Source organism: Shewanella sp. MR-4 (genome assembly GCF_000014685.1).
Lineage (GTDB): Bacteria > Pseudomonadota > Gammaproteobacteria > Enterobacterales > Shewanellaceae > Shewanella.
In genome coordinates this window covers 2,736,654-2,760,562 of sequence record NC_008321.1, presented here as the reverse complement: position 1 = coordinate 2,760,562, position 23,909 = coordinate 2,736,654, and the positions used below count along the sequence as shown (strand labels likewise).

Genomic DNA, 23,909 nt, shown 5'->3' with positions numbered 1-23,909 from the left:
CTAGTATACTATCCCAATTAACCCAAGGAGGACTCCCCATGGCCGAAGAAACCATTTTCAGCAAAATTATCCGCCGCGAAATTCCCGCCGACATCCTGTATCAAGACGAGCTGGTGACCGCATTTAGAGACATCTCACCAAAGGCGCCAACCCATATTCTGATTGTGCCGAATCATTTGATCCCAACTGCAAATGATATGAAAGCCTCGGATGAACCTGCACTCGGCCGGATGATGACAGTGGCGGCTAAACTGGCGGCAGAGGCGGGGATTGCCAAAGATGGTTATCGTTTGATCATGAACTGCAACAAACATGGCGGACAAGAAGTGTACCATATCCATATTCATCTCGTTGGCGGAGAGCCACTGGGACCCATGTTGAGCCAAGGTCAATGAAGGTAAATCCTGATTTTTTTCCGCTGACTCAAATGGCGCAGCGATTTGTCGATCAGCTCGCCCAGTGCCGTCGCTTAGGGTTAACCGTGCTCGAAGCCAGTGAGCACCACGTACTGATTGAGTTGCCCTATAGCACTGAGTTAATTGGTTATCCCGATACGGGTGTTATCCACGGCGGGGTGATAACCACCCTGATGGACACCGCCTGTGGCAGCGCGGTGGTGAGTGCGATTTTTCAAAAATATCAATCCTTAGAAATTTCGCCCACCCTCGACTTACGGGTCGATTATATGAAGCCCGCCCAGCCCCATAAGCCAGTTTATGGCTTTGCGGAATGCTATAAGTTGTCATCTAATATCGCCTTTACCCGCGCCATCGCCTATCAGGACAGCATCGATGATCCTATCGCCCATGCGGTGGGCTCTTTTATGCGGATCAGCCCCGAAATGGTGGGCGATGCATTTAGACAAGCCTTGATGGGAGAAGCCGTGCCGCCCTTAGGAGAGACAGATGAACTCAAATAAGCCGACCGAGCAGAAAACCCTCGATGTGCAGGGAATTGTAAAACGCGCCACCGAGCTGAATGACTTTGGTCATCTACTCGAACATGTGCCCTATGCTAAGTTTATTGGTATGAAGGTCGAGCGCTTTGGCGACGAGCTGATTTTCAAACTCCCCGCTAAGGACGACAATATCGGTAATCCCATCCTGCCCGCGATTCATGGTGGGGTAATTGCTGGTTTTATGGAAATGTCAGCCATAGTGCAATTAATGGTGTTTATGCAAACGGCAAAAGTGCCAAAAGTAGTTGATTTCTCGATTGATTACCTGCGAGCAGGCCTGCATAAGGACAGTTTTGCCGAATGTCGTATCACCCGTCAGGGGCGACGGGTCGCCAACGTGAATATCAATTGTTGGCAAACCAATCGTAAGCAGTTGATCGCAACCGCAAGGGCGCACTTTTTAATCGATTAATCGCGAGGGCGGGGCAGGATGAGCACGTTTTGCCGATGACTATGTTAAGCATAAGTTCAGCTGGCGTCGCGTAGTGTCATTGCCCATCCGTTGTTCGGCACCTAGGTTTTTGTGAGTGAGGGAAAACAAAATGAAAGCAATTTACAGTGGATTAATCTTGGCTGCAGCACTGACACTCGGTGCCTGTACTAATACGGCGGGCATTTCGGTGAACTCACTGGGAGAAACCCGCGTCGATAGCAAAAGTTTTGCCCGTGATATCAGTGTTGAAGGGGTTGAGGCGCGCCGTGTTGGCGATCTTATCCAAGGTTCGGCGTTGATTGTCAGCAAGTCCTCAAGCGATATGCGAGTGCAATATAAGTTCACTTGGTATGATGCCAGCGGCTTTACCATCGAAGATGAAGCCACCAGTTGGAAATCGGTGAAATTACACGGTAAACAACAGCTACAAGTGTCGGCCGTAGCCCCAAATGCGCAAGTGGCGAAATTCGATGTTTATGTGCGCGAGACCTATTCAAACTAATGTTTTGCGAGTGTTAGTGTGAATGTGAGTGTGGGCTAAAGAATACAGCGGCATTTCATTACGCTAACCCCCAGTCGATATCGATTAAACGGCCATTAAGCCAAAAAATGCCAGCAATGCTGGCATTTTTAATTTCAAAGTGTCTTTCTTTCCTGCTTGTCATGTATACTTAGCGCCGCCAAGGGGTGTTTGCCAACAAAGTGGCAGACTGAGATGTCATCAGACGAACCCTTAGAACCTGATCCGGCTAATACCGGCGTAGGAATGGGCCAATCAACAGCACACTTCTGAATCGCTTATTCGTTGCCGGATCTCAAACATGTATTTGAGGTCCTATGTATAACAAAAAGTCTACCAAGAGTTCCAACTTCTCCTTTTCGTTAACGCGTGCGCCATTAGCGCTGGCCATTTCGGCTGCGTTAAGCACGGCCGCATGGGCGCAAACCGATGCTATCGATAAACCTGAGCCTAGCAATGATATGGAAATCATGGTGGTGACTGCGGATTTTCGCAGTGCCAGTTTAGAAAAAATGCCATCGAGCATTACCGTTATCGATGCCCAGCAAATCCAAGATGAAAGCGCCCAACACTTTGAAGACGTGATGAATTCCATCGCTAACTTTAACTGGTCGGGTGGCAGCTCACGTCCTAAGTATTTCCAGATCCGTGGCGTAGGGGAGCAGGAGCAATATCAAGGTGCACCTAACTCATCTGTGGGTTATATCATTGATGATATTGATTTATCTGGTATTGGCATGGTGTCGAGTATGTACGATCTGCAGCAGGTCGAAGTGTTACGCGGCCCGCAGGGTACCCGCTATGGCGCCAATGCGTTAGCGGGCTTGATTTACCTTAAGAGTAATGACCCGACCGATGTGTTTGAACATGGCGCCGAGGCCTCTTTAGGCAATGACGATTTGCAAACCTTTAGCGGTTTTAGCTCAGGGCCGTTAACCGATTCGGGTAAATTGTTGTACCGTGTGTCGCTGCAGCAACATCAACAAAACGGTTATCGCGATAATCTGTATTTAAATAAAGAAGATACCAATGGTCGTGATGAATTTACTGGTCGCGCTAAATTACGCTGGTATGCCACCGACAATCTGCAACTCGATTTAACTCTGCTGCATGCCGATTTTGATAACGGCTACGATGCCTGGAGCTTAACCAACGATCCTAAACATACTATTTCGGATCAGCCGGGTGTCGATAGCCAGCGCACCACGGGCGCAGGATTTAAAGCAACTTACTCGGGCGCTGAGTCGTTTGAGTTAACCTCGCTGACTTCATTTGCCAATACCGATCACCATTATAGTTACGATGGCGATTGGGCGAACCCTGAATATTGGGCCTCCAAGCAATGTGAGGATGAGGGCAATCTCGCCCCTTGTCAGTACGATTACTTCTGGGACAAAACCGGTCAGCGTAAGACCTTATCCCAAGAGTTCCGCTTAAGCTCGACCGACCAAGGTCGTATTTTTGCCGGCTCAACCGACTGGTTACTTGGGGTTTATGCGATGAACCTTAAAGAAGATAACCAACTGTATTCTGAATATAATACTTGGCCCGATGAGGTGTTAGATTCCGAATATGAAGCAACTAATTACGCCGTATTTGGTCAGCTGGATACGGATTTAGGCGCCGATTATGCCTTGTCTGTGGGGCTGCGTGTTGAGCGTCGCAATAGCCACTACTCAGACACTAACAATGATAATTTTGATCCGAGTGAAACCATGTGGGGCGGCCATATTGCGCTGAGCAAAGTGCTGAATGAATCCCATAATGTGTACGCCCGTGTGGCGCGCGGTTACAAGGCGGGCGGTTTTAACATGACCTTGCCAGTCGAACTCAATGATAAAAAAGAGTTTGATACCGAAACCCTATACAACTACGAAATCGGTCTTAAATCCCATTGGTTTGAAGGGCTTATCGATACGAATCTGGCGCTGTTCTATATGGACAGACAGGATCAGCAAGTGGCCGCATCCCAGCAAGATCCTAACAAGCCACAACGCTTTATCCTCTACACTGAAAATGCGGGTAGCTCACACAACTACGGTGCCGAGTTGGACGCCACTTGGTATGCCACCGATAATCTCCAGTTTTACTCAAGCCTAGGTTGGTTAGAGACGGCGTACGGCGATTACCAGTACCAAGATAAATACGGTAGCGATGTGGATTTAACGGGTCGCGATTTGGCCCATTCACCACACTTGACCTACAGCTTAGGCGGCACCTATCGTGCGAACTCGGGTTGGTTTGCCAACGTCAACATGAGTGGTAAGAGTGAGTTTTACTACTCAGACAGCAACGACTCGCGCTCTGAGCCATACACCATTGTGAATGCGCGCTTAGGTTACGAGGCGAGTGCTTGGTCGGCGTATTTATGGGGCCGCAACCTGTTCGATGAAGAATATGGTGTGCGTGGTTTCTATTTTGGCAATGAGCCGGATAACGGCTGGGCGGAAAAGCAATATATCCGCTACGGCGACCCACGCCAAATTGGGGTCACACTAAACGTTAAGTTTATGTAATCCCTTGAGAATGATACATCAGATGTCAGGCTGTGCTCGCTCATTGCGCCACCGCCTGACGATTGCATTATTAGCATTTGACCTAAGGAGTGAAGATGAAACTCACCGCCGAAATTAGCATGTATCCCTTTAATGAAAATTATCTCGATCCGATCAAATGGTTTATCCATCGCTTGGACAGTTACCCCACGATTCAACGTGTTACCAATGCCATGGCGACGCAAGTCTGTGGCGAATATCAAGACGTGATGGCCATGCTGGCGACCGAGATGCAAGCCGCCCATGAAAAATGGGGCAAAGCGGTGTTTGTATGTAAGTTTATTGGTGGTGAGCTGAATTTAGCCCACAGCGAGTAACGCCCTGAGTTAACTTGAACGCTAAAGCGAAGTGGTTCAAGCAAGCGATATAGAGTGAGAGTAAGGCAATGACAGAATTATGGTTAACGCTGGTCAATAGTGTTTATGCGGCCCTAGGGGAAGTCCATGTGATGACCGCATGGGAAGCCTTAGCCGTGGTATTGGCCATGGCCTATTTGCTACTGGCTATGAAGGCAAGCGTTTGGTGCTGGGCGGCGGCATTTACCAGCACGGCCATTTACACTGTCTTGTTTTGGAAAGTCGCACTGCTGATGGAGTCGGTGCTGAATATCTATTACATGGCCATGGCACTCTATGGTTACTGGCTCTGGACCCAAGGCGGCGACAAACACCAAGGGGTGAAAGTGACTACTTGGCCGCTGAAAACCCATTTAAAGCTAATTGTCGCGACCGGAATTGTCTCCCTTGGCGTTGGGCATGGAATGGCAACCTTTACCCAGGCTTCTTTTCCCTATCTCGATGCGGCGACCACTTGTTTTGCGGTGATGACGACCTATTTGGTCGCCAAAAAAGTATTGGAGAATTGGCTGTATTGGGTGGTTATCGATTTGGTATCGATTTACCTTTATCTCAGTAAGGGACTGATGCTGACCTCCTTATTATTTGTGCTCTATGTTGGCCTGGCGGTTGTCGGCTATTTCCTGTGGCGCGCTGCCCTTGCCGATAGCCGCAATCCCCATCTGGAGTCGAGCGCCGCAAAACTACTCGGCTAACGGTGGCAGATATGAATAGATGATGGCCAATACACAAGGGCTGCGAATGCCTAATACGCTATTTAACATGATTGTTGTGGTAAGCCGCTAATGCCGCCGATTATTGGACAGCACAAGGATACGCTGCTTGCGGTATTAGCACAGGCAGGCCTTACTGATATCAGCCAAATCCAGCCGTTAGCGCATGGATTAAGTAACCACAACTATCATATCGAGACGCCGACGGCGCATTATGTCTTGCGTGAAAACGCCGATGCCGCCGACAGCTTTTGTTCGCGGGAGCAAGAGTTGTTCTATTGGCGCCATCTTGCCAAGGCAAAGCTTGCCCCCGAGTTGCTGTGGGTGAGTGGCGATCAGCGTTATTACCTAAGCGAGTTTATCTTTGCGCAATCTCTCCCAAGCCTTCCTATAGCATCTCAGTTTGCGCCGCTGATGGAGGATATTGAGGGCAGGGCAAATCTGCTTACCGAAAAGTCTATTGCGGCAAGTGGGACTTATAAACTTGAGCAACCCGAGTTGCCACGCGAGCCAAGTATGGCATCAGGTTATCAAGAACTGAGCTTGCCAAACTTAAGCTGGAAAGAATTAGAGTCTCAATGCTGTGCGGCGACCTTTTGCCAAGGTGAAGCGCATATTGAGGCTTGGTTGCAATCTCATGCCGATATCAAGGGTGCAGCATACAAGCAGGCTTGGTATCCGTCCGAACGGTTCCCCTTATTGGAAGCCTTAACGCCGAATCGCGCCCACAGCCTGTTACTGCAATTGCTGCAACAGCTTCGCGAGCAAGCGACTGGGCCGTACCACATCAGTATCACTGAGCAATGGCAGGAATATCACACGCAGTTGTTAGACTTTGCCGCAGCGGATAAGGGCGAGGCGTGGCAGAGCCGATTGGCGCAATTGCTCAGCATTCAAAGGCAGATCCATGGCTGGACGGCAACCTTAGCCGATTGTTTAGTGAAACCGCAGTTTTGCCATCGCGACTTAAATCCCCATAATCTGCTGCTTAAAGATAATCAGTTGTATTGCATCGATTTTGAGTATACAACCGCCTCCCATCCACTGTGTGAACTGGCCGTTGTGCTCGCCACGCACCTATTAACGCCCGCGCAGCGGCATCTGTTAGTGCGACAGTATCTGACTGGACACACCGGCTTAACCTCGGATGCCATCAAGGCGATACCCGCTGCCATCGAGATGTATTGGGTGTTTGCCGTGTATTGGGCATTATTGATGGCGGCGCACACCCATGGCGAGCGGCAGCAGGAATACTTCGACTGGTTCGATCAATTCTGGCCACTTATCAGCCATGCATCCTAAGTATTTTGTTTCTCATTGCCACGGCTTGGTTAAGGTTGTTGTGTTAAAAAAATAAACTTTCTATTAACCTCAGTGTCATAGGATGACTAAGGCTGAACGGATGCAAATTGATGAAAAAAGGTGTGTTGTTACTGGTGTTGCTGTTTGGCTTAACGGCCTGCTCGACCAAATTTAGTTATCATTTTCTCGACTGGGCCATAGGTTGGGAGCTGGATGACTATGTCAGCCTTGATAAAAACCAGCAAAAGGTCGTCGATGGGCTTATCGACAAGTTTGTACTTTGGCACCAATCCGAAGAACTCGGCCATTATGTGGCGCAGCTAACCGAAGTTGAGCAGCAGATCCAAACCAATACCTTAACTCCCGCATTGTGGGCCGAGCATGTCACACTCGCCAAACGGCATTGGTTTCGGCTATTTGAGTTTGCACTGCCGGAAATGTTGCCGATCATCTCATCATTAACCGATGAACAGGTGAAGCAAATTCTTGCCCAGTCGCGAAAAGACGAGCAGGAATTGATTAAGGAATTTGCTGGTAAAACCCCCGAGCAGTTACAACAAGAGGCCGATGAGAATCTTATTGAGCAATTTGATGACTGGCTGGGTAGTGTAACGGATGAGCAAAAAACGCTTATTCATCAATATAATCAGCAGCGACTGTCGACCTTAGATATGTGGCTCGATTACCGCCACGAATGGCTGCGCCAATTTGAGGTTGCCCTTGGGCAGCGCAGCGATATTCCGCTGTTGACCGAACGATTGACCCTGTTGATGACGCGCCCTGACGAGCTTAAGTCGGAAAAGCACCGCGCCATTTTAAGGCAAAACACCGAAGCCTTCGGCGGCTTGTTACTCACGATCAATGCCAGTCTGTCGGCGAAGCAGTCCAAGCATTTTTATAAAAAGCTGAATAAGCTTATTCAGGATCTTCGTGAACTAAATCAAGAGGGGATCGAAAAAGTGGCAAAAGCCACGAAAGATTAATCCCTAAGCCAAGGTCTATTGGGCAACTCCATCTAATGTTGAGATTGCCCATGTCCCTTGTTAACCTTTATCAAAAATTCCTCAATGCGAGCCGTTATGGTGAGGGGCTTGCCCCCTTAGCCCTTAGGCTGTATCTCGCGCCAGTGCTAATGCAAGCTGGCTATAACAAACTCGCGCACTTTGAAGACACTGTGGCTTGGTTTGCTAATCCCGATTGGGGATTGGGTTTACCTATGCCGACGTTAATGGCTGCCTTGGCGGCGGGCACTGAGTTTTTTGGCGCATTTTTATTACTCGTTGGCTTAGCGACGCGGCTGATTTCTATCCCTTTGATGATAACCATGCTGGTGGCGGCGTTTACTGTGCATTGGCCTAATGGTTGGTTGGCGATTGCCGATGGCAGTTCATGGCTCGCCAATGAGCGGGTGCTCGATGCGGGTGATAAGCTGGATAAGGCCAAATCCCTGTTGCAGGAATACGGCAATTACGATTGGTTGACCAGCTCGGGTAACTTGGTGGTGCTGAATAATGGCATTGAGTTCGCAGCGACCTATTTTATTATGTTGCTGGCACTCTTTAGCCTAGGAGGCGGGCGTTATACCAGTCTCGATTACTTTATCGCGAAGTGTTATAACGTAAAGTAAGCCAAGTGACTTTGCTTGCAACACTTTCAATCCCACCTTTACGTGGGATTTTTTGTACCTCTTTAGCCGCAATTTGCTATGCTTGAGCCAATTTACACGCACCTATTTTTCAGAACAGGGATAATCACTTGGACGCTATCGAACTTTTACTCACCCGCCAATCCACTCCAAGATTAACCGCGCCTGCGCCCAACGAGCATGAGCTTAAAATCATTTTAGATGCGGCGATTCGAGTGCCAGATCATGGCGCCTTAGCACCGTGGGAATTTATTATTGCCACAGGCCAAGGGTTAGACACCTTAGCAGATATCTATGTTAACGCGGCCAAAGCCAGCGGCGCCGATGAAGATTTTATCAATAAAGCCAGAGGGATGCCGATGCGCGCTCCTATGGTGATTACAGTTGTGGCGAAAACCCAACAGCACCCTAAAGTGCCAGTGCTTGAGCAGCAAATCGCTGCGGGCTGCGCCACAATGGCGATGCAGCAAGCGGCATTCGCGCTAGGATTAGGCGCTGTGTGGCGCACCGGGGATTTTGCCTTCGACGCCAACGTGAATACGGCATTAGGCTTAGCGCCAGAGGATCAAATCGTCGGCTTTTTATACGTGGGCACCCCAGCGGTAGCCGCACCGAAAAAACCGCAAAAGGATGGCAGCCAGTACGCCCGCTACCTATAACCTAGTTTATCCCCTCTGAATGGGAGTCCTTAGTATGCAAGTTGCCCAAACCCCAAGATTGCTGCTGCGGCAGTTAACGCCCGATGATGCGTCATTTATTTTGGTATTACTCAATACCCAAGGATTTATCGATAATATCGGCGATAAGGGCGTGCGTAGTTTGCAGGATGCCAAGGACTATATCGCCAATGGACCCGCGATTAGCTATCGCGAGCATGGTTTTGGCTTGTTTGCCGTGGTGCTGGCCGAAAATGGTTTTCCGATTGGCATTTGCGGCCTGATTAAACGGCCAACGCTGGCGGATGTGGACTTAGGCTATGCCTTTTTGCCGCAGTATTGGGGTAAAGGTTATGCGTTTGAAGCCGCTAAGGCCTCACTGGAGTTTGGTAAAACCTTAGGGATTGAACGGATTGTCGCGATCGTCAGCCCGCATAATCAGGCCTCTAAGTCGCTGCTGAATAAATTAGGCATGTCGTTTGAAACCCTGTTGCAGCTTACTCCTAACGATGCGCCGGTGGAGTTATTTAGCTAAGCAGTGGTTTTATGTGCGGTGAGTGCGTTTACGCGCAATAAAATGGGGAGCTTAGCTCCCCATTTTTATCTCTTTTGCTTTCCCCTTAGGGAATGCGATTACTCCGCTAACAGACCACGACTACGTAGCAGTGGCTCAATGCCAGCTTCTTTACCACGGAAGTTTTTATACATCAGCATAGGGTCATCACTGCCACCCTTAGACAAGATGTTGTTACGGAAGGCATCGGCTGTCGCTTTATCGAAAATGCCATTTTCTTTAAAGGCTTCGAAGGCATCGGCACCTAAAATATCAGACCAGAGGTAGCTGTAGTACCCAGCAGAATAACCGCCCGCGAAGATATGCGAGAAGTAAGTGCTGCGGTAACGTGGGCTGATCTCATTAATCAATCCCATGGCGGCTAAGGAGTCGGCCTCAAACTTGGCGGCATCCTTAGGCGTGGTATCGGTTAGGGTGTGCCAATCTAAATCGAGCTTAGTGGCGGCCATATATTCAACGGTCGCAAAGCCTTGGTTGAATTTGCTGGCGGCTTGGATTTTTTTCACCAGTTCCTGCGGGATTACTTCACCAGTTTTGTAGTGCTTAGCAAATTGCGCGAGCACTTCAGGCTGAGTCATCCAGTTTTCGTTGACCTGTGAAGGGAACTCTACATAGTCGCGAGGTACTGCCGTTCCGCCTTGAGAGCGATATTCGACATTGGATAACATGCCGTGGAGCGCATGGCCAAACTCATGGAACAGGGTGCTGGCTTCATCGAAGGTGAGTAACGCAGGCTCATTACCCGCTGGGCGAGGGTAGTTCAACACGTTGACAATAATGGGTTTCGAATCGACACCATTCATATGGTATTGCTTGCGGAACGAGTTCATCCAGGCGCCGCCGCGTTTGCTATCACGGGTAAAATAGTCGCCCATAAAGATGGCCATAAGCTTGCCGTCTTTATCGTACACTTCCCAAGTACGTACTTCTGGGTTGTATTTAGGTAAGTCAGTACGTTCTTTAAAGGTTAAGCCATAGAGGCGATTGGCCGTATAGAACACGCCTTTTAAAGTGCTGTCGAGGGAGAAGTAAGGGCGAGTTTGCTGCTCGTTAAAGCTGTACTTCGCGACACGGATTTTGTCGGCGTAGTAATCCCAATCCCAAGCTTGCAGCTTAAACTTGCCGCCTTGGCTGTCGATTAATGCCTGCATATCCGCAACTTCGGCCTTGGCTTGGGCAAGGGCTGCTGGCCAGACTTTATTGAGTAAGCCATAGACATTTTCTGGTGTCTTGGCGGTGCGCTCTTCTAACACAAAATCTGCATGGGTTTTATAGCCCATGAGCTGTGCACGTTCGGCGCGCAGTGCGGCAATTTTTGCCAGAATGACTTTGTTATCATTGGCATTATTGTTGTTACCGCGCTCGATATAACCCTTATAGAGCTTTTCGCGTAACTCGCGATTATCGGCATAGGTTAAAAACGGCGTGATAGATGGGCGTGATGTAGTAAATACCCATTTGCCTTCATGGCCACGCTTTTTCGCGGTTTCGGCGGCAGTGGCAATCACATCGGCGGGTAAACCAGACAGGTCAGCTTGCTTATCAATCACCAGCTCGAAGGCATTGGTTTCGGCTAACAGATTGTCACCAAAGGCTAAGTTAAGCTTGCCGATTTCTTCATTCAGGGCGCGCAGCTTGGTTTTATCCTGCTCGCTGAGGTTAGCACCGCCACGGGTGAACGACTTATAGGTGTCTTCGAGTAATTTGGCCTGCGCCGTGTTGAGCTTTAGGCTGCCTTTGCTGTCATAAACGGCTTTAACACGTTGAAATAGTTTATCGTTCAATAAGATATCGTCTTCGGCAGACGATAACATCGGCGAGACTTCCTTGGAAATAGCTTGCAGCTCAGGAGTGGTATCCGCGCCAGTTAAGTTAAAGAAGACGTTGGATACGCGGGTAACGAGATCGCCCGAAAATTCCATTGCTTCGATGGTATTGGCGAAGGTAGGCTTGTCTTTGTTATCGACAATCGCTTGAATTTCTTCGTGTTGCTGGGCGATACCCGCCTTAAATGCAGGGAGGAAATGCTCAGGCTTAATCTTGTCGAAGGCCGGAATTTCCATAAACGTATCATAGGGTTTAAAGAATGGGTTGCTGGCATTTTGGCTGATGATCTGCGCCGACATCGCATTCGGTGCGACTGTCGCCTGCGCCGCAGTATCGCTGTGCTGTGCGCTGCAGCCACTTAAGGCGAGGGCGAGCGTGATGGCGCTAAAGGTCAGTTTAATAGCGTGTGGTTTGAGTGTGCGCGCGTTAAGGGCCTGTGATTTTAGGCTTAGTCCCTTCATGTCAATTCCCCGTTAGGTGATTATTATTCTGTTGGATTAATGGTACTGCAGACCATTAATGTTATTTTAAGGTGACTGTTTAGCATGTATCCGACTAAGGGTTCCATCGATTTTGTGTTTTGTTTGTAACAAATGGTTAGTCTGCGGTTTTTAACGGAAGAACTATGGCAAACTGAGCCGCGCACTAAAGCAATATTGGGCAAAGGATAAAGCTATTGCTTTGGTGCGTTTTAATGTAAGTCCCTAATCATACAAATAATAAATAGGACCTCTATGGAATTGCCTCAGTTTAACTGTACGAGCCTCTATCGTCGTTTTTCTTATTCCCTATTAGCCGCTGCGCTGTGGACATCGACGCAAGCTGCAGCATCGCCAATCACGCTTAGCCAAGATGCGCTTAAGGTGGCCGATTATGCGGTGAGCACCTATGACGCGCAGATGGTCGAGAGTCTGGCGCATTTAATCAGTTTTAATACCCAAGCGGTGGAGGGGCAAACGCCCGATACCAACCCTGCCTTTATTGGTTTTAAGTCGAGTTTAAAAAGCTTGAGCCAAGAACTCGGGCTCGATTATGCCGATCACGGTTATGTGGTGCTGATAGGTCTCGATGCCAATGTTGTCGATGCCCAACGCTCACAGGTTGAGAAATTGGGCATCGTCACCCACGGCGATGTGCAACCCGCCAATCCCGCGCTATGGGCCAAGAGCCCCTATGTGCTGGATACCGAGTCTGAACCTGGCAAGTTGATAGGTCGCGGCACTGAAGATGATAAAGGCGCGATTGTCACCGCCATGTATGCGATGAAGGCCATCAAAGATAAACAACTCAAACGGGAAAAACGCATTGAACTGTTGGTGTATTTAGCCGAAGAGTCCGATTGGGATCCGCTAAAGGCCTTTTTAGCCCATTACACCCCAGCGCAGATGAATATCACCATAGATGCTGAGTATCCTGTGGTTACCGCCGAAAAGGGTTGGAGTAAGATTGGCTTTACTGTACCGAATCTCGAGTTAACGCAGGAGCAGGGCGCGGCAGCGAATGTTCCGAGCCTAACGGCATTTTCCGGCGGCTATTTTGCAAGCCAAGTACCACAGCAAGCCGAGGCTAAAGTTCATGCCATCACCCCAAGCTTGTTTGAAAAATTACAAACTAGCGCCACCAACCAGCAGGGGATGAAGTATCGATTCGAGCGAACTTGCGAGCAGGTCGTGTGCGACTTGCATATTTTTGCCGACGGTAAGGCGGCCCATTCCTCCACACCAGAAGATGGGGTGAATGCCGTGACGCATTTGGCCGCATTACTGCAGCCATACACTTGGCCAAAAACCACGGCAGCACTCACTGTGGCTGCCATGAATGAGTTAGTGGGGTTGGGGATTTATGCCGAGCAGTTTGGCGAGCTGGCCTATAAAGATGATTTTATGGGCGCTTTAACGCTTGCCCCCACTGTCGTTGCGCAAACGAGCAAAGGGACGGAAGTCACCATTAATTTACGTCGCCCTGTGGGCAAAACGCCTGAGTTACTCTCAGCCCAAGCCAAGGACGCGCTGAACAAATGGCAAGCTGAGCATCAAGTGACACTCATCGACGTAGAAAGTTATTGGGGCGAGCCTATGGTGATGAAGGATGCACCGCATCAACAGACCTTACTCGATGTATTTGCCCACTTTACCGGCATAGCATCTCCCAAACCTGTGGCCATTGGCGGCTCAACCAACAGTAAATTATTCCCCAACGCCTTAAGTTTTGGCCCCGCCATGCCGGGCGTGGAATACACTGGCCACACGGAGAAAGAATTTATTACCCATAAACAGTTTATGCTGAATCTGAAAATGTACACCGCCGCCTTTATTGAGTTAACTGCTGCAAAATAGTGCGTTTTTTAATGTGATTAATTGAAGTTATGGGTGAAATACTTCGAAGACTGAAAGAAGTTTGCTTCGCACGTTTATAAGTAAATGGCGGTTAATCTTAGATAACCGCCATTGCTTTTTTAATTGTTAACACGAGATAACAACAGTTCATCTGGCTAAAACTATTGCCTCAAATCTAGATAAGTTTGTCGTCAGGTGTGCAGGATGAATTGTCATTGTTTCCACTGTGACACGCCACCCTTTTATTTCACAAGAAGCATCCCTGAGGGCTCGACGGCGGTATCTGCAACACATGGAAGTGTAAATACCGCGTTCACATGGCCTATGATGTTCCCGACATCATAGTGGCATTTCCTATATCCCTATGGGTCAGATGTGAAAGAGCGGCCATGCCGCCAACGGTAACAGTTGCAACAATGGCAATCTTTACGACCATTGAACCGTTCATCTTGCTAAAAGCTTTTTGCCCCATTCCGTGTTTTGGCTCGTTAGTTCAGTCGAAAATTCCCACTCTTGTTGCCATACAAAATCTCATCCATTGACCTAGTATTTGGCCTTACCAGAAATCGGCTAACAATGTATGGGTATACAGTCATATTTAAGTTTAGGTGTTTTGGTATGATTTTTAGACAAAATTAGTGCGCACTAATTCCATCCGCAATAAATAAAACGCTATAAAATCAATTGACTATAGAGGCTGAGTTTTAGTTAATAGGTTTGGAAAACGCGCATGCGCGTTTTTCCAGATGGTGTATTAAACAAAAAGCTGATAAGTTCTTTGCATACAGATAGTTAACCGTGCGCGTTTTCACTGGTCCAACGAGGTAAACGCGCATGCGCATGAATAAAATGTTAAGCATCTCGGAGATTTCGTGCAAGAACTAGAAAGAAATATACCCGGCCATTCAAATTGGGAAGGCTCTTTCTTCGAAAGACTCACCGAGTATGGAGAATGGGATCACAAGGCCTTTTGGCTACTGCATCGAGAACTGGTCGAGCTAGCCCAGTTAGCTGATGAAAATCCGGTAGATCGTAACCTTGCATATATGCTCCTATATTTACAACAAAGAGTGCTTAATTTAGTTGCAGCACATTTTGCCGAGAATGATGTTTTTAAAATCACAAATCTAAAAGGTGAGCAACTTTACGAGTTCAAGGAAAGGTTTGATATGGCAGTATTAGGCGTTATTACTGGTGAGGTTTTACCCGAGTCATCTTTTGACTTGGTTAACCCTCTGCTAAACAATGCTTAACAAGTCAAAGCACTCGGACTTGGTAAAGCTGTCACCTTTTTTGTTCCAAAAAAGCCGCCAACTTCACCAAGCCGGTGTTTGAGGCGTTAGGCTTAAAAATTACTATTGAGGAATATTTGTGAAAATTAGAACTACGTTACTATCATTACTTTTTATCTCATCTCCATCCTTTTCTGGAGATCCTGAGTTTATAGCTTTTGCAGTAAAACAAGCTCATAACCAAGGCTTTACAGGTTGTGATACTGCTATAAAAAAGATATATGAAAATGCGGGAGGCTCTGACATACGCATTAATGTTACCAAACATAATGACAACCCAAATCAACTTACAATGATTGGTACTTGGGGTAGCAAAGGGGATTCTGTTTTTGACAAAGTTACGTTGTTTAAAGTTGGAACTCAATGCAAGTATGACCTTACTACAGTAATTCAATCTTCAAAATCATGTATGGCATACGCTAAGGAAATGTCTGCTTTTGACTATGTTGCTGAAACTGGAGATTACATCTGGATGCAGAATAAAGGGGGCGTAAATATGATACTTCATTCTACTGGATTGGGTTGTACAGCTATATTTAACGTTGATCAAAAAGCCTAACAAACGCTTCAAGAGGGACAGCCAACGCGCGGCATTTTTACCATGCGTTGGTTTTTGTGGTTACGATGTTATGCGGAAAGTTGGTAGTAGCGTTGTCTGCCCCTTAAGCGGGCGTTATCGCCATATAAATTTTTATCCTAAATTCACCAGATGCAACCGATGTCCTGGCACGCTTTTGTCCCTTAGCTTTTTACGTACATATCGCAAATGGGTAGTTAAAATTGGCATTGGGACACCAGTGACCGTTGGCGACATGGCCGCTAATTAAAGCAAAACTTGGACACCCAACCTTAATAGCGCGTTAGTTAACCTCCGACTATGCTTTGGTTAAGCATTGAACAAGGAGGTTTGTATGCCGCGCCCTCGCAGAACTCAAATAAGTCTTGAAGACACGCCCTATTACCATTGCTGTAGCCGCGTTGTTCGGCGGGCATTTTTATGTGGCGATGATGCCTATTCGGGTAAAAACTATGACCATCGCCGCGCTTGGGTAGAATCGCTACTGTTTGAACTTGAAGCAGTTTTTTCTATTGATATCGCGGCATTTGCTGTGATGTCGAATCATCTGCATGTGGTGTTGCGGGTGGATATCGAGACGGCAAATCGTTGGACTGACCGCGAAGTTCTTGAGCAGTGGCATAAGTTGTTTAAAGGCGATGAATTAACGCAAAAATTCGCTAAAGGTGAGTTAGTTGAAGCGCATGAGGTGAACAGATTAAAGCATTCAATTGCCATTTATCGCAGTCGTTTGTGTGATATTTCATGGTTTATGCGCTGTTTGAATGAACCAATAGCAAGGCAAGCAAATCAAGAAGATAACTGTACGGGCAGGTTCTGGGAAGGTCGGTTTAAATCCCAAGCCCTACTCGATGAAGCTGCGGTATTAGCCTGTATGGCTTATGTGGATTTGAATCCCATAAGAGCGAAACTCGCTGATACACCAGAACAATCCGACCATACCAGTATTCAACTACGTATTCGGGCCGCATTAAAAGGTGAGCAGCCAAGCAATCTCCTACCTTTTATCGGTAACGAGTGCAACGACCAACCCAATGGCATTGCGTTTTCATTAACTGATTACCTTCTGTTGGTGGATGATACTGGTCGAATTATTCGTAATGATAAACGTGGATACATCAGTGAAAGTAGTGCCAAGATACTGACAAAATTAAATATCCCCCATGACAATTGGCTCAAGCTGACTACCGAGTTTGGCAAGTTATTTCATGGCCCTGTAGGTACATTGCAAGAGCTGACCGATTACTGCGAACATCTCGAAAAGCGACGACGGCATTTTGCGGCAAGCTGCCAGCACTTTAACAGTAACTAACAACTGCTTATATCACTTCAAAAGCCCCCATCCAGAACACATCCTAAGCACTAAGGGATGACTTACCTCGTCTGAAATGCTCCATTTTTTTAAGGGAGTAGCGTAATTTATTGCCTCAGATACTGTCCCTGTGACTTTGATGGTTCTTGTGTAAACAATATTAACTTTTACAAGTTGTAGGTAAACGGAAAGTGCATTATGTTGTTGATCTAAAATGGGTGGCCGAATTTAGTTGGCCGAATTTAGTTGTAGAATTTATCTGGGGATTTGCTAGATTAGGGCGTTATGCTTTCTGCTCAATTATCTGTGTTGAATTCCAACCTTTTTCAAGGATGATTTATGTCTGTTTGTAAACTGAAAGGTCGCTGTCATTGTGGCAATATCACCGCTGATATTGAACTCACCTCACCACCCGCAGCATTAAATCCTCGCGCATGTGATTGCGATTTCTGCCGTGAACATGGTGCTGCTTACATTTCCGACCCTAAAGGCAAACTCACTCTCTCTGTGAATGAACCTTCTTTGTTAGGCCGATATCATCAAGGCAGTGGTACTGCTGATTTTCTCTTTTGTCGTCAATGCGGCGTATTAGTCGGTGTGTCTTTTCAACAAGCTCAAAATATTTACGCCACCATCAATGCGAATATCATCAAAGAGGCTGGTTTTGGTGATACCTGTTCTGCGTCTCCCAAGAAACTCTCCACCGCTGAAAAAATTGCGCGTTGGCAAGCGGTTTGGTTTTCTGATGTTCGCATTAACGCATAGCCTTCTTGCTGATTTATTAGCATTAGTGTCTGGTTTCATTTGCCAACAAAAGCGCATAACAAATAATTCAAACACGTTCACTTCGTTCACTGGACGGCACTGCGTGCCGCCGTTTAATTAGAAGTTATCTCCATATAAATTTTTATCCGAAATTCACCTGATGCAGCCGATGTCCTGACACGTTTTTGTCCCTTTTCTTTTTACGTATATATCGCAAATGGGTAGTTAAAATTGGCATTGGGGCACCATTGACCGTTGGCGACATGGCCGCTCTTTCACATCCATGTGAACGCGGCATTTACACTTCCATGTATTGCAGATGTCGCCGTCGAGCCTATAGGGATACTTCATGTTAAATAAAGAGGCGGCGTGTCACTGGGGAAATAATGACAACACCCAACAAATAGATATAAAAATCAATTGCTTATATCAAAAAGTGAGTCAGGTAACTTCTTTAAAATCGGCATCCGAAAATGACAGTTGGAATCAACACAAACCCAACTGTCTCTTGAAGCGTTCTTCTGGCTTAAAACTCATTGCGATATGTTCGCTCTAAATTAACTGTTGAAATAAATCTAGGTCGGTTAACCGCATTTTAGCTAGAGCAGGCTATTTCCTTGGGGCATGCTTGGGGTTGTGATGTCGGCTTTTAGCACTAAGACAATCAAGAAAATAACACCTAATAACGGAAACAATCCCAATACTGCGCCTAGCATCCCTGTGAGCTTAGGGTTCGTGGTCTTTTTGCGACCGAGCGAATAACTCAACATACCGAAAAACATCATGCTAGCTAAGAGCAATAGCAAAATCAGTGATACTATTGTCACAATAAATTCCTTTTTAATTAATATGTTAGAGCTGGATACTATAGAGCGAGTTAATGCTGGGTCAATCCATTCCCCTCCAGAAAGACATTCAGTTACATTTTATCTTTTCATTGAGTAAACCACGTTAAAGTTAAACTTGCTTTATCTGCGTGATGGCTTAGCGTCTGTTCTGCTTGCAATTTTGTGTTGGGATAGCGGTATTATCATCTTGGTATCGCGACCGTAGCGCGGTCGAAGATGGTAAAGGCTGAATGATGTGACCGGGCTAGGCTTTTATCTCAAAGAGTAAAAAGCCCTGCGTATACAGTGGTGTATAGCAGGGCTTGTTGATGCGGCTGACTCTTCCTGAACGATTCGATATCGCGGCTTAGCTTGAATGCTCAATATCGAGCAGCTTTGCGCTTAGCCTTATCACTCCAATCCATGGTTTCCTTGCCTTTATACATATCGCTAGTATGCCAATCAGTGATTAGTAACCGACGGCTTCGCTACCCGAATGGCGTGGGTCAGAGGCGCCAAAAATCCCTTGGTCTGTCACCATGATGGATTGAGTGCTACCCATGGCCGATTGCACTTTCACCTTATGGCCTTTAGCTTCGAGTAACGAAATGGTATCGCGGTTCAGGCTGCTTTCGACTCGCAGTTCATCGGGTAGCCATTGGTGGTGTACCCGCGCGGCATTGCTGGCTTCGGCAATGTTTAAGCCGTGATCAATTACATTCATAATGATTTGCAGCGTGGTGGTAATGATGCGTGAACCGCCTGGGCTGCCCGTAACTAAGAAGGGTTTGCCGTCTTTCATCACTATGGTTGGGCTCATTGAGCTCAACGGACGTTTATTACCTTCCACCGCGTTGGCATCGCCACCCACTAGGCCATAACCGTTAGGTGTGCCGGGTTTTGCGGAAAAATCATCCATTTCGTTATTGAGTAAAATGCCCGTGCCTTTGGCGACTAAACCCGAGCCGTAGCTAAAGTTTAAGGTGTAAGTGTTAGACACTGCATTGCCCCATTTATCGACCACCGAGAAGTGGGTGGTTTGGTCACTCTCATAGGGCGCTAGATTGCCGGGTTTGATTTCGGTGCTGGGCGTAGTTTTATTTAGCGCAATTTGGCTGGCGATTTTTTTGGCGTAGTCCTTATTGGTTAACTGCTTGACGGGCACCTTATAAAAATCGGGATCGCCTAAGTATTCGCTGCGATCGGCGTAGGCATGTTTCATGGTTTCGGCCATGACATGAATGGTTTGCGCCGTGTTGTGACCGAACTTATCGATAGGGAACTGCTGCAACACATTGAGCATCTCGACAATGTGCACGCCGCCCGAGGATGGTGGTGGCATAGAAACCACGTCATACCCACGGTACTGACCGCGAACCGGTTCACGCTCGACGGCCTTATAGTGTTCTAAATCCGCTAAGGTCATGATGCCGCCAGCATCTTGCACGGCCTTAACCAGTTTCTCCGCAGTTTCACCTTCGTAGAACCCTTTAGTGCCTTTCTCGGCGATAAGTTGCAGGGAGTGGGCGAGTTCTGGCTGTTTTAAAATATCATCCACTTGGTAGTCACTACCGTCGGCCTTATAGAAGATGGTTGCCGTGCTGGGCCATTGGCTCATGCGGCGCTTTAAGCCTGCAAGGGATACCGCAAGATCTGGGGTCACGCTAATGCCTTCCTGTGCCATTTTGATGGCGGGCGCCGTGACTTGCGCCATGGTCATCGTGCCATATTTTTCAAGGGCTAAACTCATGCCCATCACAGTGCCGGGGACGCCGACTGCAAGGCCATGTTCACGGCTTAATTTAGTTACCGCATCGCCATTCTCATCGAGGAATATGTCTTTTTTCGCCTTTGATGGCGCCATTTCACGGTAATCGATGGCGATGGTTTTGTTTTCTTTAGCCAGATGGACAAGCATAAAGCCACCACCACCAATATTGCCCGCGCGGGGTAGCGTGACGGCTAAACTGAATGCGACCGCCACCGCAGCATCGACGGCATTACCGCCTTGCTTCAAAATTTCGATGCCAGTGCGGCTTGCCAGCGCTTCTTGGCTGGCGACCATTCCATGTTTTGCCCATACGGGTTGTGCCGTGGCCATTTGGCTGAAAATCGAAGGTTCTTCGGCATGGAGAGTGGGCGAAGACAACAAAGGCAGTGCCATGGCAATGGCGAGAATAAGAGGTCTAAAAGTTCCTGCGCGGCGCATATTCAATCCTGAATTTATTTTCATTTTGGCTATGCAATGTGCCGAGAATTAGGCTTAATTGCAACCTTGGATCTTTGCTTAGTGTGTTTAACGGATAAGAATTCAACGAATGAGACAACTGATATTGGCCTTTGCCAGCGCGGCGCAGAGTATTGACGCTAACAGCTGGGACCGATTGATGGGGACGGATAATCCCTTCTGCCAGCATGCTTATTTCCTCAGCTTAGAGCAGAGCTTGTCGGCCTGTGCCGCGACGGGCTGGCGCCCACATCATTTATGTGTGTTCGACGCAACTGGCAGTGAATTTGCGCGAGAATTAGCGCCAGATGCCGTTATTGTTAGCCAAAAAGATGCCGCAGATTTTATGGATTTACCCCTGCTGGCATTGATGCCGCTTTATCAAAAATCCCACTCCTATGGTGAATACGTGTTTGATTGGGCATGGGCGCAGGCCTATGAGCGCCATGGTTTTGAATATTATCCTAAATTGTTAAATGCCATTCCATTTACGCCGGTGCAGGGGCGGCGGTTGGGGCTATCGTCTACGCTTTTGGCAGAGGAAGCGCAGCAGCTAAGCTGCGCCGTATTTACCTGCTTAAATGAGCAATTAGTGAACGTGGATGCGCCAATGTCCTCGTGGCATTGCTTATTTGTCTCGCCTTCGCAGCAAACGCTATTTACTGAGGCATCCAATCCCACTTCCCTTAAGCGTTTAAGCACCCAGTTCCATTGGCATAACCGTGGCTATAAAGATTTTGAAGCCTTTTTAGCGGCGCTCACCTCCCGTAAGCGTAAAAATATTCTTAAGGAGCGCGCCCAGCTACAGCCCTATGGCTTGCAATATCAATTTGTCGCGGGAGCGGATATTAGCCGTCAGCAATGGCAGCATTTTATTGAATGTTATCAATTAACCTACCTTAAGCGCTCCGGCCATCGTGGCTATTTAACCCCAACATTTTTTAACTTGATTGCCGAGCGGTTGAGTGAGCAAATTGTTTTGCTCGTAATAAGTGATGCGAAAGGGCAGATGTTAGCGGGCGCGCTGTATTTTACGGGCCGCAACGAGCAAGGGCAGACATGCTTATTTGGTCGTTACTGGGGCAGTATTGTCGAGCTTGAGGGATTGCACTTTGAGGCCTGTTATTATCAGGGTATTGAATACTGTATCGCCCATGGGATTGATATCTTTGATGCAGGCGCTCAGGGCGAACATAAAGTGCTGCGCGGCTTCGAGCCTGTGGCGCTTTATTCCTACCACAATATTGCTCATCCCGACTTTAAGCGAGCCATAGCGCATTTTACCGAGGAGGAAGCTGCACAAATGGAAGCGTATATGCAGCAGATGCGCGAGGTGTTGCCCTATAAAAAGGGCTAATAACCACCATAAACGTAGAGCGTCACGTCAACAAATACGTTGGCGCGACGCGAATGGGTCTACACAAAAGAGTGATGTACTAAGCACATATCACTCAAGACAGCATGTTTAACTAGCTCACTGCTAACCAGATGCCAACGCCAATCATAAGGCTTCCGGCGATACGATTTAGCCAACGAATATTATCGCCGCGACTTAAAAATATTCTCAGACTCTTACCGCCACTGGCGTAGGCCAACATAGAAGTAAACTCTGTCACCATGATAATACTAAGGAGGGCTAGGAGCTGCGGCGCGACCTCGCGCTCGGCATTAATAAATGGCGGTAATAGCGACACCATAAACGCCCAACCCTTAGGGTTAGCGATGGCGGTAATAAAACCCTGTGAAATCAGCGTAAAGTTACTGGCTCTTGGGTTAGTGTCATCATCGCTAAGTATGGCCATCTTGCCTCGGGCGCGCCACATCTGCACGCCGATATAGCCTAAGTAAATGCCGCCAACCCATTTAAATACCTGAAAAACCTCAGGGTAGTTAAGCATAATACTCGCCACCCCCATGACCGCTGCGGTAGCGACCAAGGCAACCCCAACAAGCTCACCGAGCATCATCCACAGGGTACGGCGCACACCAATGCTCATCCCAAGCGTCATGGCGAGCGTCATACACATTCCCGGGGTGATAGAAACAAAGAAAAAGGTCGGGATAAACACAGCGAGTAAGGCAAAATCTGGCATGGTCTAAACGGTCTACTAGAAGAATGAAGGAACGCTAGTGTAATGAAAATGGCTGAGTTAGCCAATGTGTCAAATAGCACTCAGGCAAGAATGGCCGTAAGTTTGACTCTATCGGCTTTGGTCCAATGTTTTTCGACCTATTCATCCTGTAATGAGCGGCTTTTTATGGCTTATCTTGGCATCTTGAACTTTGGCGGGGTAATCGTCGCTAAACACTACAAGAGAGTTTAAAAGAAACGGAATAATGGCATCTAATTTATTGATGCTCTTGAAATATTGATAGTCGATTGTTAGGGTTGCGTCATTACAACAGGGATTTTTGTTGAACTCAGATGACGGAAAAGCAAAAAATGTTGGCGGGTGAACCCTATCAAGCCTGCGATGAAACCTTATTAGCCGAAAGAATGCGGGCTAAATTAATGTGTCATCAATTTAATCATGCCGACCCTACCCAGCTTGAGGCGTGTATGGCCCACTTGCGCGAGCTACTCAATGTGCCTAGTTGTGCCCATATCGAGCCTAACTTCTTTTGTGATTACGGCTATAACATCCAAATTGGCCAGCAATTTTATGCGAATCACAACTTAACCATACTCGACGTTTGTCAGGTCACGATTGGCAACCATGTGATGTTTGGGCCCAATGTACTGATTTCTACTGCGACCCATCCTATTGACCCCATTGCTCGTCTTACAACAGAATTTGGTAAGCCTATTCATATTGGTCACCATGTGTGGCTCGGCGGTAATGTCAGTGTATTGCCCGGTGTCACCATTGGCGATAACTGCGTGATTGGCGCGGGCAGTGTGGTGAATAAAGATATTCCAGCCAATAGTGTGGCTGTGGGTAATCCTTGTAGGGTGATTAAGCAAATCACTACACCTAACGCGGACTAAAGCTCAATCGTACTGGTTTTAGGTCGCAGGGCTTTTGGTCGCTGA

23 protein-coding genes and 1 riboswitch are annotated in these 23,909 nt (G+C 47.5%); of the genes, 19 read left to right on the top strand and 4 right to left on the bottom strand.

The annotated features are described in order from the left end of the window. The first annotated feature begins 38 nt into the window (after window positions 1-38). The 12 genes from hinT to SHEWMR4_RS12110 all read left to right on the top strand — a co-directional run bounded on the left by hinT (window position 39) and on the right by SHEWMR4_RS12110 (window position 9,673). On the top strand, window positions 39-395 hold the full coding sequence (gene hinT / locus SHEWMR4_RS12165; RefSeq protein ID WP_011623075.1) for a purine nucleoside phosphoramidase: 357 nt from the start codon (window positions 39-41) through the stop codon (window positions 393-395). After that, window positions 392-919 (top strand): PaaI family thioesterase, encoded by a 528-nt coding sequence (locus SHEWMR4_RS12160; protein ID WP_011623074.1) that lies wholly within the window; start codon window positions 392-394, stop codon window positions 917-919. Before hinT ends, SHEWMR4_RS12160 begins: the two co-directional genes overlap by 4 nt. After that, window positions 906-1,370 carry a PaaI family thioesterase gene (locus tag SHEWMR4_RS12155; RefSeq protein ID WP_011623073.1) on the top strand — a complete coding sequence of 155 codons (465 nt, stop codon included), beginning with the start codon at window positions 906-908 and terminating at the stop codon, window positions 1,368-1,370. The genes SHEWMR4_RS12160 and SHEWMR4_RS12155 overlap by 14 nt, the downstream gene beginning before the upstream one ends. 130 nt (window positions 1,371-1,500) lie before the next feature. Next, window positions 1,501-1,893, top strand: a complete 393-nt coding sequence (locus tag SHEWMR4_RS12150) for a YcfL family protein (protein WP_011623072.1) — start codon at window positions 1,501-1,503, stop codon at window positions 1,891-1,893. Between the two features lie 171 nt (window positions 1,894-2,064). Continuing rightward, a riboswitch (TPP riboswitch) is annotated at window positions 2,065-2,175 on the top strand. Window positions 2,176-2,228: 53 nt separating this feature from the next. After that, a complete protein-coding gene (locus SHEWMR4_RS12145; protein ID WP_011623071.1) occupies window positions 2,229-4,427 on the top strand; it encodes a TonB-dependent receptor in 2,199 nt (732 codons plus the stop codon). A gap of 95 nt (window positions 4,428-4,522) precedes the next feature. After that, a complete protein-coding gene (locus SHEWMR4_RS12140) occupies window positions 4,523-4,783 on the top strand; it encodes a hypothetical protein (protein ID WP_011623070.1) in 261 nt (86 codons plus the stop codon). Between the two features lie 68 nt (window positions 4,784-4,851). After that, a complete protein-coding gene (gene pnuC, locus SHEWMR4_RS12135; protein WP_011623069.1) occupies window positions 4,852-5,517 on the top strand; it encodes a nicotinamide riboside transporter PnuC in 666 nt (221 codons plus the stop codon). Window positions 5,518-5,607: 90 nt separating this feature from the next. Continuing rightward, window positions 5,608-6,837: a phosphotransferase gene (locus SHEWMR4_RS12130; RefSeq protein ID WP_011623068.1), complete on the top strand. Its 1,230-nt coding sequence runs from the start codon at window positions 5,608-5,610 to the stop codon at window positions 6,835-6,837. Window positions 6,838-6,947: 110 nt separating this feature from the next. Then, a complete protein-coding gene (locus SHEWMR4_RS12125) occupies window positions 6,948-7,820 on the top strand; it encodes a DUF6279 family lipoprotein (protein ID WP_011623067.1) in 873 nt (290 codons plus the stop codon). 50 nt (window positions 7,821-7,870) lie between these two features. Further along, entirely contained in the window at window positions 7,871-8,464 is a 594-nt protein-coding gene (locus SHEWMR4_RS12120) for a DoxX family protein (RefSeq protein WP_041408792.1), read from the top strand. A gap of 128 nt (window positions 8,465-8,592) precedes the next feature. After that, a complete protein-coding gene (locus SHEWMR4_RS12115) occupies window positions 8,593-9,141 on the top strand; it encodes an NAD(P)H nitroreductase (RefSeq protein WP_011623065.1) in 549 nt (182 codons plus the stop codon). Window positions 9,142-9,175: 34 nt separating this feature from the next. After that, window positions 9,176-9,673, top strand: a complete 498-nt coding sequence (locus SHEWMR4_RS12110; RefSeq protein ID WP_011623064.1) for a GNAT family N-acetyltransferase — start codon at window positions 9,176-9,178, stop codon at window positions 9,671-9,673. Window positions 9,674-9,771: 98 nt separating this feature from the next. Here the strand turns inward: SHEWMR4_RS12110 and SHEWMR4_RS12105 are convergent, their stop codons facing one another. Beyond that, window positions 9,772-12,000: a M3 family metallopeptidase gene (locus tag SHEWMR4_RS12105; protein ID WP_011623063.1), complete on the bottom strand. Its 2,229-nt coding sequence runs from the start codon at window positions 11,998-12,000 to the stop codon at window positions 9,772-9,774. Between the two features lie 273 nt (window positions 12,001-12,273). On the opposite strand from SHEWMR4_RS12105, the gene SHEWMR4_RS12100 reads away from it, so the two are divergent. From SHEWMR4_RS12100 to SHEWMR4_RS12080, 5 genes are all read left to right on the top strand, one after another. Next, a complete protein-coding gene (locus SHEWMR4_RS12100) occupies window positions 12,274-13,875 on the top strand; it encodes a dipeptidase (RefSeq protein ID WP_011623062.1) in 1,602 nt (533 codons plus the stop codon). 872 nt (window positions 13,876-14,747) lie between these two features. Beyond that, a complete protein-coding gene (locus SHEWMR4_RS12095) occupies window positions 14,748-15,128 on the top strand; it encodes an Imm41 family immunity protein (RefSeq protein ID WP_011623061.1) in 381 nt (126 codons plus the stop codon). Window positions 15,129-15,246: 118 nt separating this feature from the next. After that, on the top strand, window positions 15,247-15,726 hold the full coding sequence (locus tag SHEWMR4_RS21110) for a hypothetical protein (RefSeq protein WP_041408791.1): 480 nt from the start codon (window positions 15,247-15,249) through the stop codon (window positions 15,724-15,726). 352 nt (window positions 15,727-16,078) lie between these two features. Further along, complete coding sequence (locus SHEWMR4_RS12085) at window positions 16,079-17,056, top strand: hypothetical protein (RefSeq protein WP_011623060.1); 978 nt, start codon at window positions 16,079-16,081, stop codon at window positions 17,054-17,056. Between the two features lie 339 nt (window positions 17,057-17,395). Further along, on the top strand, window positions 17,396-17,821 hold the full coding sequence (locus SHEWMR4_RS12080; RefSeq protein WP_011623059.1) for a GFA family protein: 426 nt from the start codon (window positions 17,396-17,398) through the stop codon (window positions 17,819-17,821). Window positions 17,822-18,420: 599 nt separating this feature from the next. Here SHEWMR4_RS12080 and SHEWMR4_RS12075 read toward each other — a convergent pair. Together SHEWMR4_RS12075 and ggt are read right to left on the bottom strand one after the other, a co-directional pair. Beyond that, on the bottom strand, window positions 18,421-18,648 hold the full coding sequence (locus SHEWMR4_RS12075; RefSeq protein ID WP_227499201.1) for a hypothetical protein: 228 nt from the start codon (window positions 18,646-18,648) through the stop codon (window positions 18,421-18,423). 469 nt (window positions 18,649-19,117) lie between these two features. Next, complete coding sequence (gene ggt / locus SHEWMR4_RS12070) at window positions 19,118-20,857, bottom strand: gamma-glutamyltransferase (RefSeq protein WP_011623058.1); 1,740 nt, start codon at window positions 20,855-20,857, stop codon at window positions 19,118-19,120. 109 nt (window positions 20,858-20,966) lie between these two features. On the opposite strand from ggt, the gene SHEWMR4_RS12065 reads away from it, so the two are divergent. Beyond that, window positions 20,967-22,232, top strand: coding sequence for a GNAT family N-acetyltransferase (locus tag SHEWMR4_RS12065; protein ID WP_011623057.1), 1,266 nt, complete (start codon window positions 20,967-20,969; stop codon window positions 22,230-22,232). A gap of 112 nt (window positions 22,233-22,344) precedes the next feature. Here the strand turns inward: SHEWMR4_RS12065 and SHEWMR4_RS12060 are convergent, their stop codons facing one another. Further along, a complete protein-coding gene (locus tag SHEWMR4_RS12060) occupies window positions 22,345-22,968 on the bottom strand; it encodes a LysE family translocator (protein ID WP_011623056.1) in 624 nt (207 codons plus the stop codon). Window positions 22,969-23,300: 332 nt separating this feature from the next. Between SHEWMR4_RS12060 and SHEWMR4_RS12050 the strand changes: the two genes are divergently transcribed. Further along, a complete protein-coding gene (locus tag SHEWMR4_RS12050; RefSeq protein WP_011623055.1) occupies window positions 23,301-23,864 on the top strand; it encodes a sugar O-acetyltransferase in 564 nt (187 codons plus the stop codon). Window positions 23,865-23,909: the final 45 nt, after the last annotated feature.

Excerpts from the sequence above, each read along its gene's own strand:
- SHEWMR4_RS12140 (WP_011623070.1), top strand. The coding sequence starts at position 4,523 with ATGAAACTCACCGCCGAAATTAGCATGTATCCCTTTAATGAAAATTAT.
- SHEWMR4_RS12105 (WP_011623063.1), bottom strand. The coding sequence starts at position 12,000 with ATGAAGGGACTAAGCCTAAAATCACAGGCCCTTAACGCGCGCACACTC.
- SHEWMR4_RS12085 (WP_011623060.1), top strand. The coding sequence starts at position 16,079 with ATGCCGCGCCCTCGCAGAACTCAAATAAGTCTTGAAGACACGCCCTAT.
- SHEWMR4_RS12050 (WP_011623055.1), top strand. The coding sequence starts at position 23,301 with ATGACGGAAAAGCAAAAAATGTTGGCGGGTGAACCCTATCAAGCCTGC.
- SHEWMR4_RS12100 (WP_011623062.1), top strand. The coding sequence starts at position 12,274 with ATGGAATTGCCTCAGTTTAACTGTACGAGCCTCTATCGTCGTTTTTCT.
- SHEWMR4_RS12080 (WP_011623059.1), top strand. The coding sequence starts at position 17,396 with ATGTCTGTTTGTAAACTGAAAGGTCGCTGTCATTGTGGCAATATCACC.
- SHEWMR4_RS12130 (WP_011623068.1), top strand. The coding sequence starts at position 5,608 with ATGCCGCCGATTATTGGACAGCACAAGGATACGCTGCTTGCGGTATTA.
- SHEWMR4_RS12160 (WP_011623074.1), top strand. The coding sequence starts at position 392 with ATGAAGGTAAATCCTGATTTTTTTCCGCTGACTCAAATGGCGCAGCGA.
- SHEWMR4_RS12150 (WP_011623072.1), top strand. The coding sequence starts at position 1,501 with ATGAAAGCAATTTACAGTGGATTAATCTTGGCTGCAGCACTGACACTC.
- SHEWMR4_RS12065 (WP_011623057.1), top strand. The coding sequence starts at position 20,967 with ATGAGACAACTGATATTGGCCTTTGCCAGCGCGGCGCAGAGTATTGAC.
- SHEWMR4_RS12145 (WP_011623071.1), top strand. The coding sequence starts at position 2,229 with ATGTATAACAAAAAGTCTACCAAGAGTTCCAACTTCTCCTTTTCGTTA.
- pnuC (WP_011623069.1), top strand. The coding sequence starts at position 4,852 with ATGACAGAATTATGGTTAACGCTGGTCAATAGTGTTTATGCGGCCCTA.
- ggt (WP_011623058.1), bottom strand. The coding sequence starts at position 20,857 with ATGCGCCGCGCAGGAACTTTTAGACCTCTTATTCTCGCCATTGCCATG.
- SHEWMR4_RS12155 (WP_011623073.1), top strand. The coding sequence starts at position 906 with ATGAACTCAAATAAGCCGACCGAGCAGAAAACCCTCGATGTGCAGGGA.
- SHEWMR4_RS12120 (WP_041408792.1), top strand. The coding sequence starts at position 7,871 with ATGTCCCTTGTTAACCTTTATCAAAAATTCCTCAATGCGAGCCGTTAT.
- SHEWMR4_RS12110 (WP_011623064.1), top strand. The coding sequence starts at position 9,176 with ATGCAAGTTGCCCAAACCCCAAGATTGCTGCTGCGGCAGTTAACGCCC.
- hinT (WP_011623075.1), top strand. The coding sequence starts at position 39 with ATGGCCGAAGAAACCATTTTCAGCAAAATTATCCGCCGCGAAATTCCC.
- SHEWMR4_RS12060 (WP_011623056.1), bottom strand. The coding sequence starts at position 22,968 with ATGCCAGATTTTGCCTTACTCGCTGTGTTTATCCCGACCTTTTTCTTT.
- SHEWMR4_RS12125 (WP_011623067.1), top strand. The coding sequence starts at position 6,948 with ATGAAAAAAGGTGTGTTGTTACTGGTGTTGCTGTTTGGCTTAACGGCC.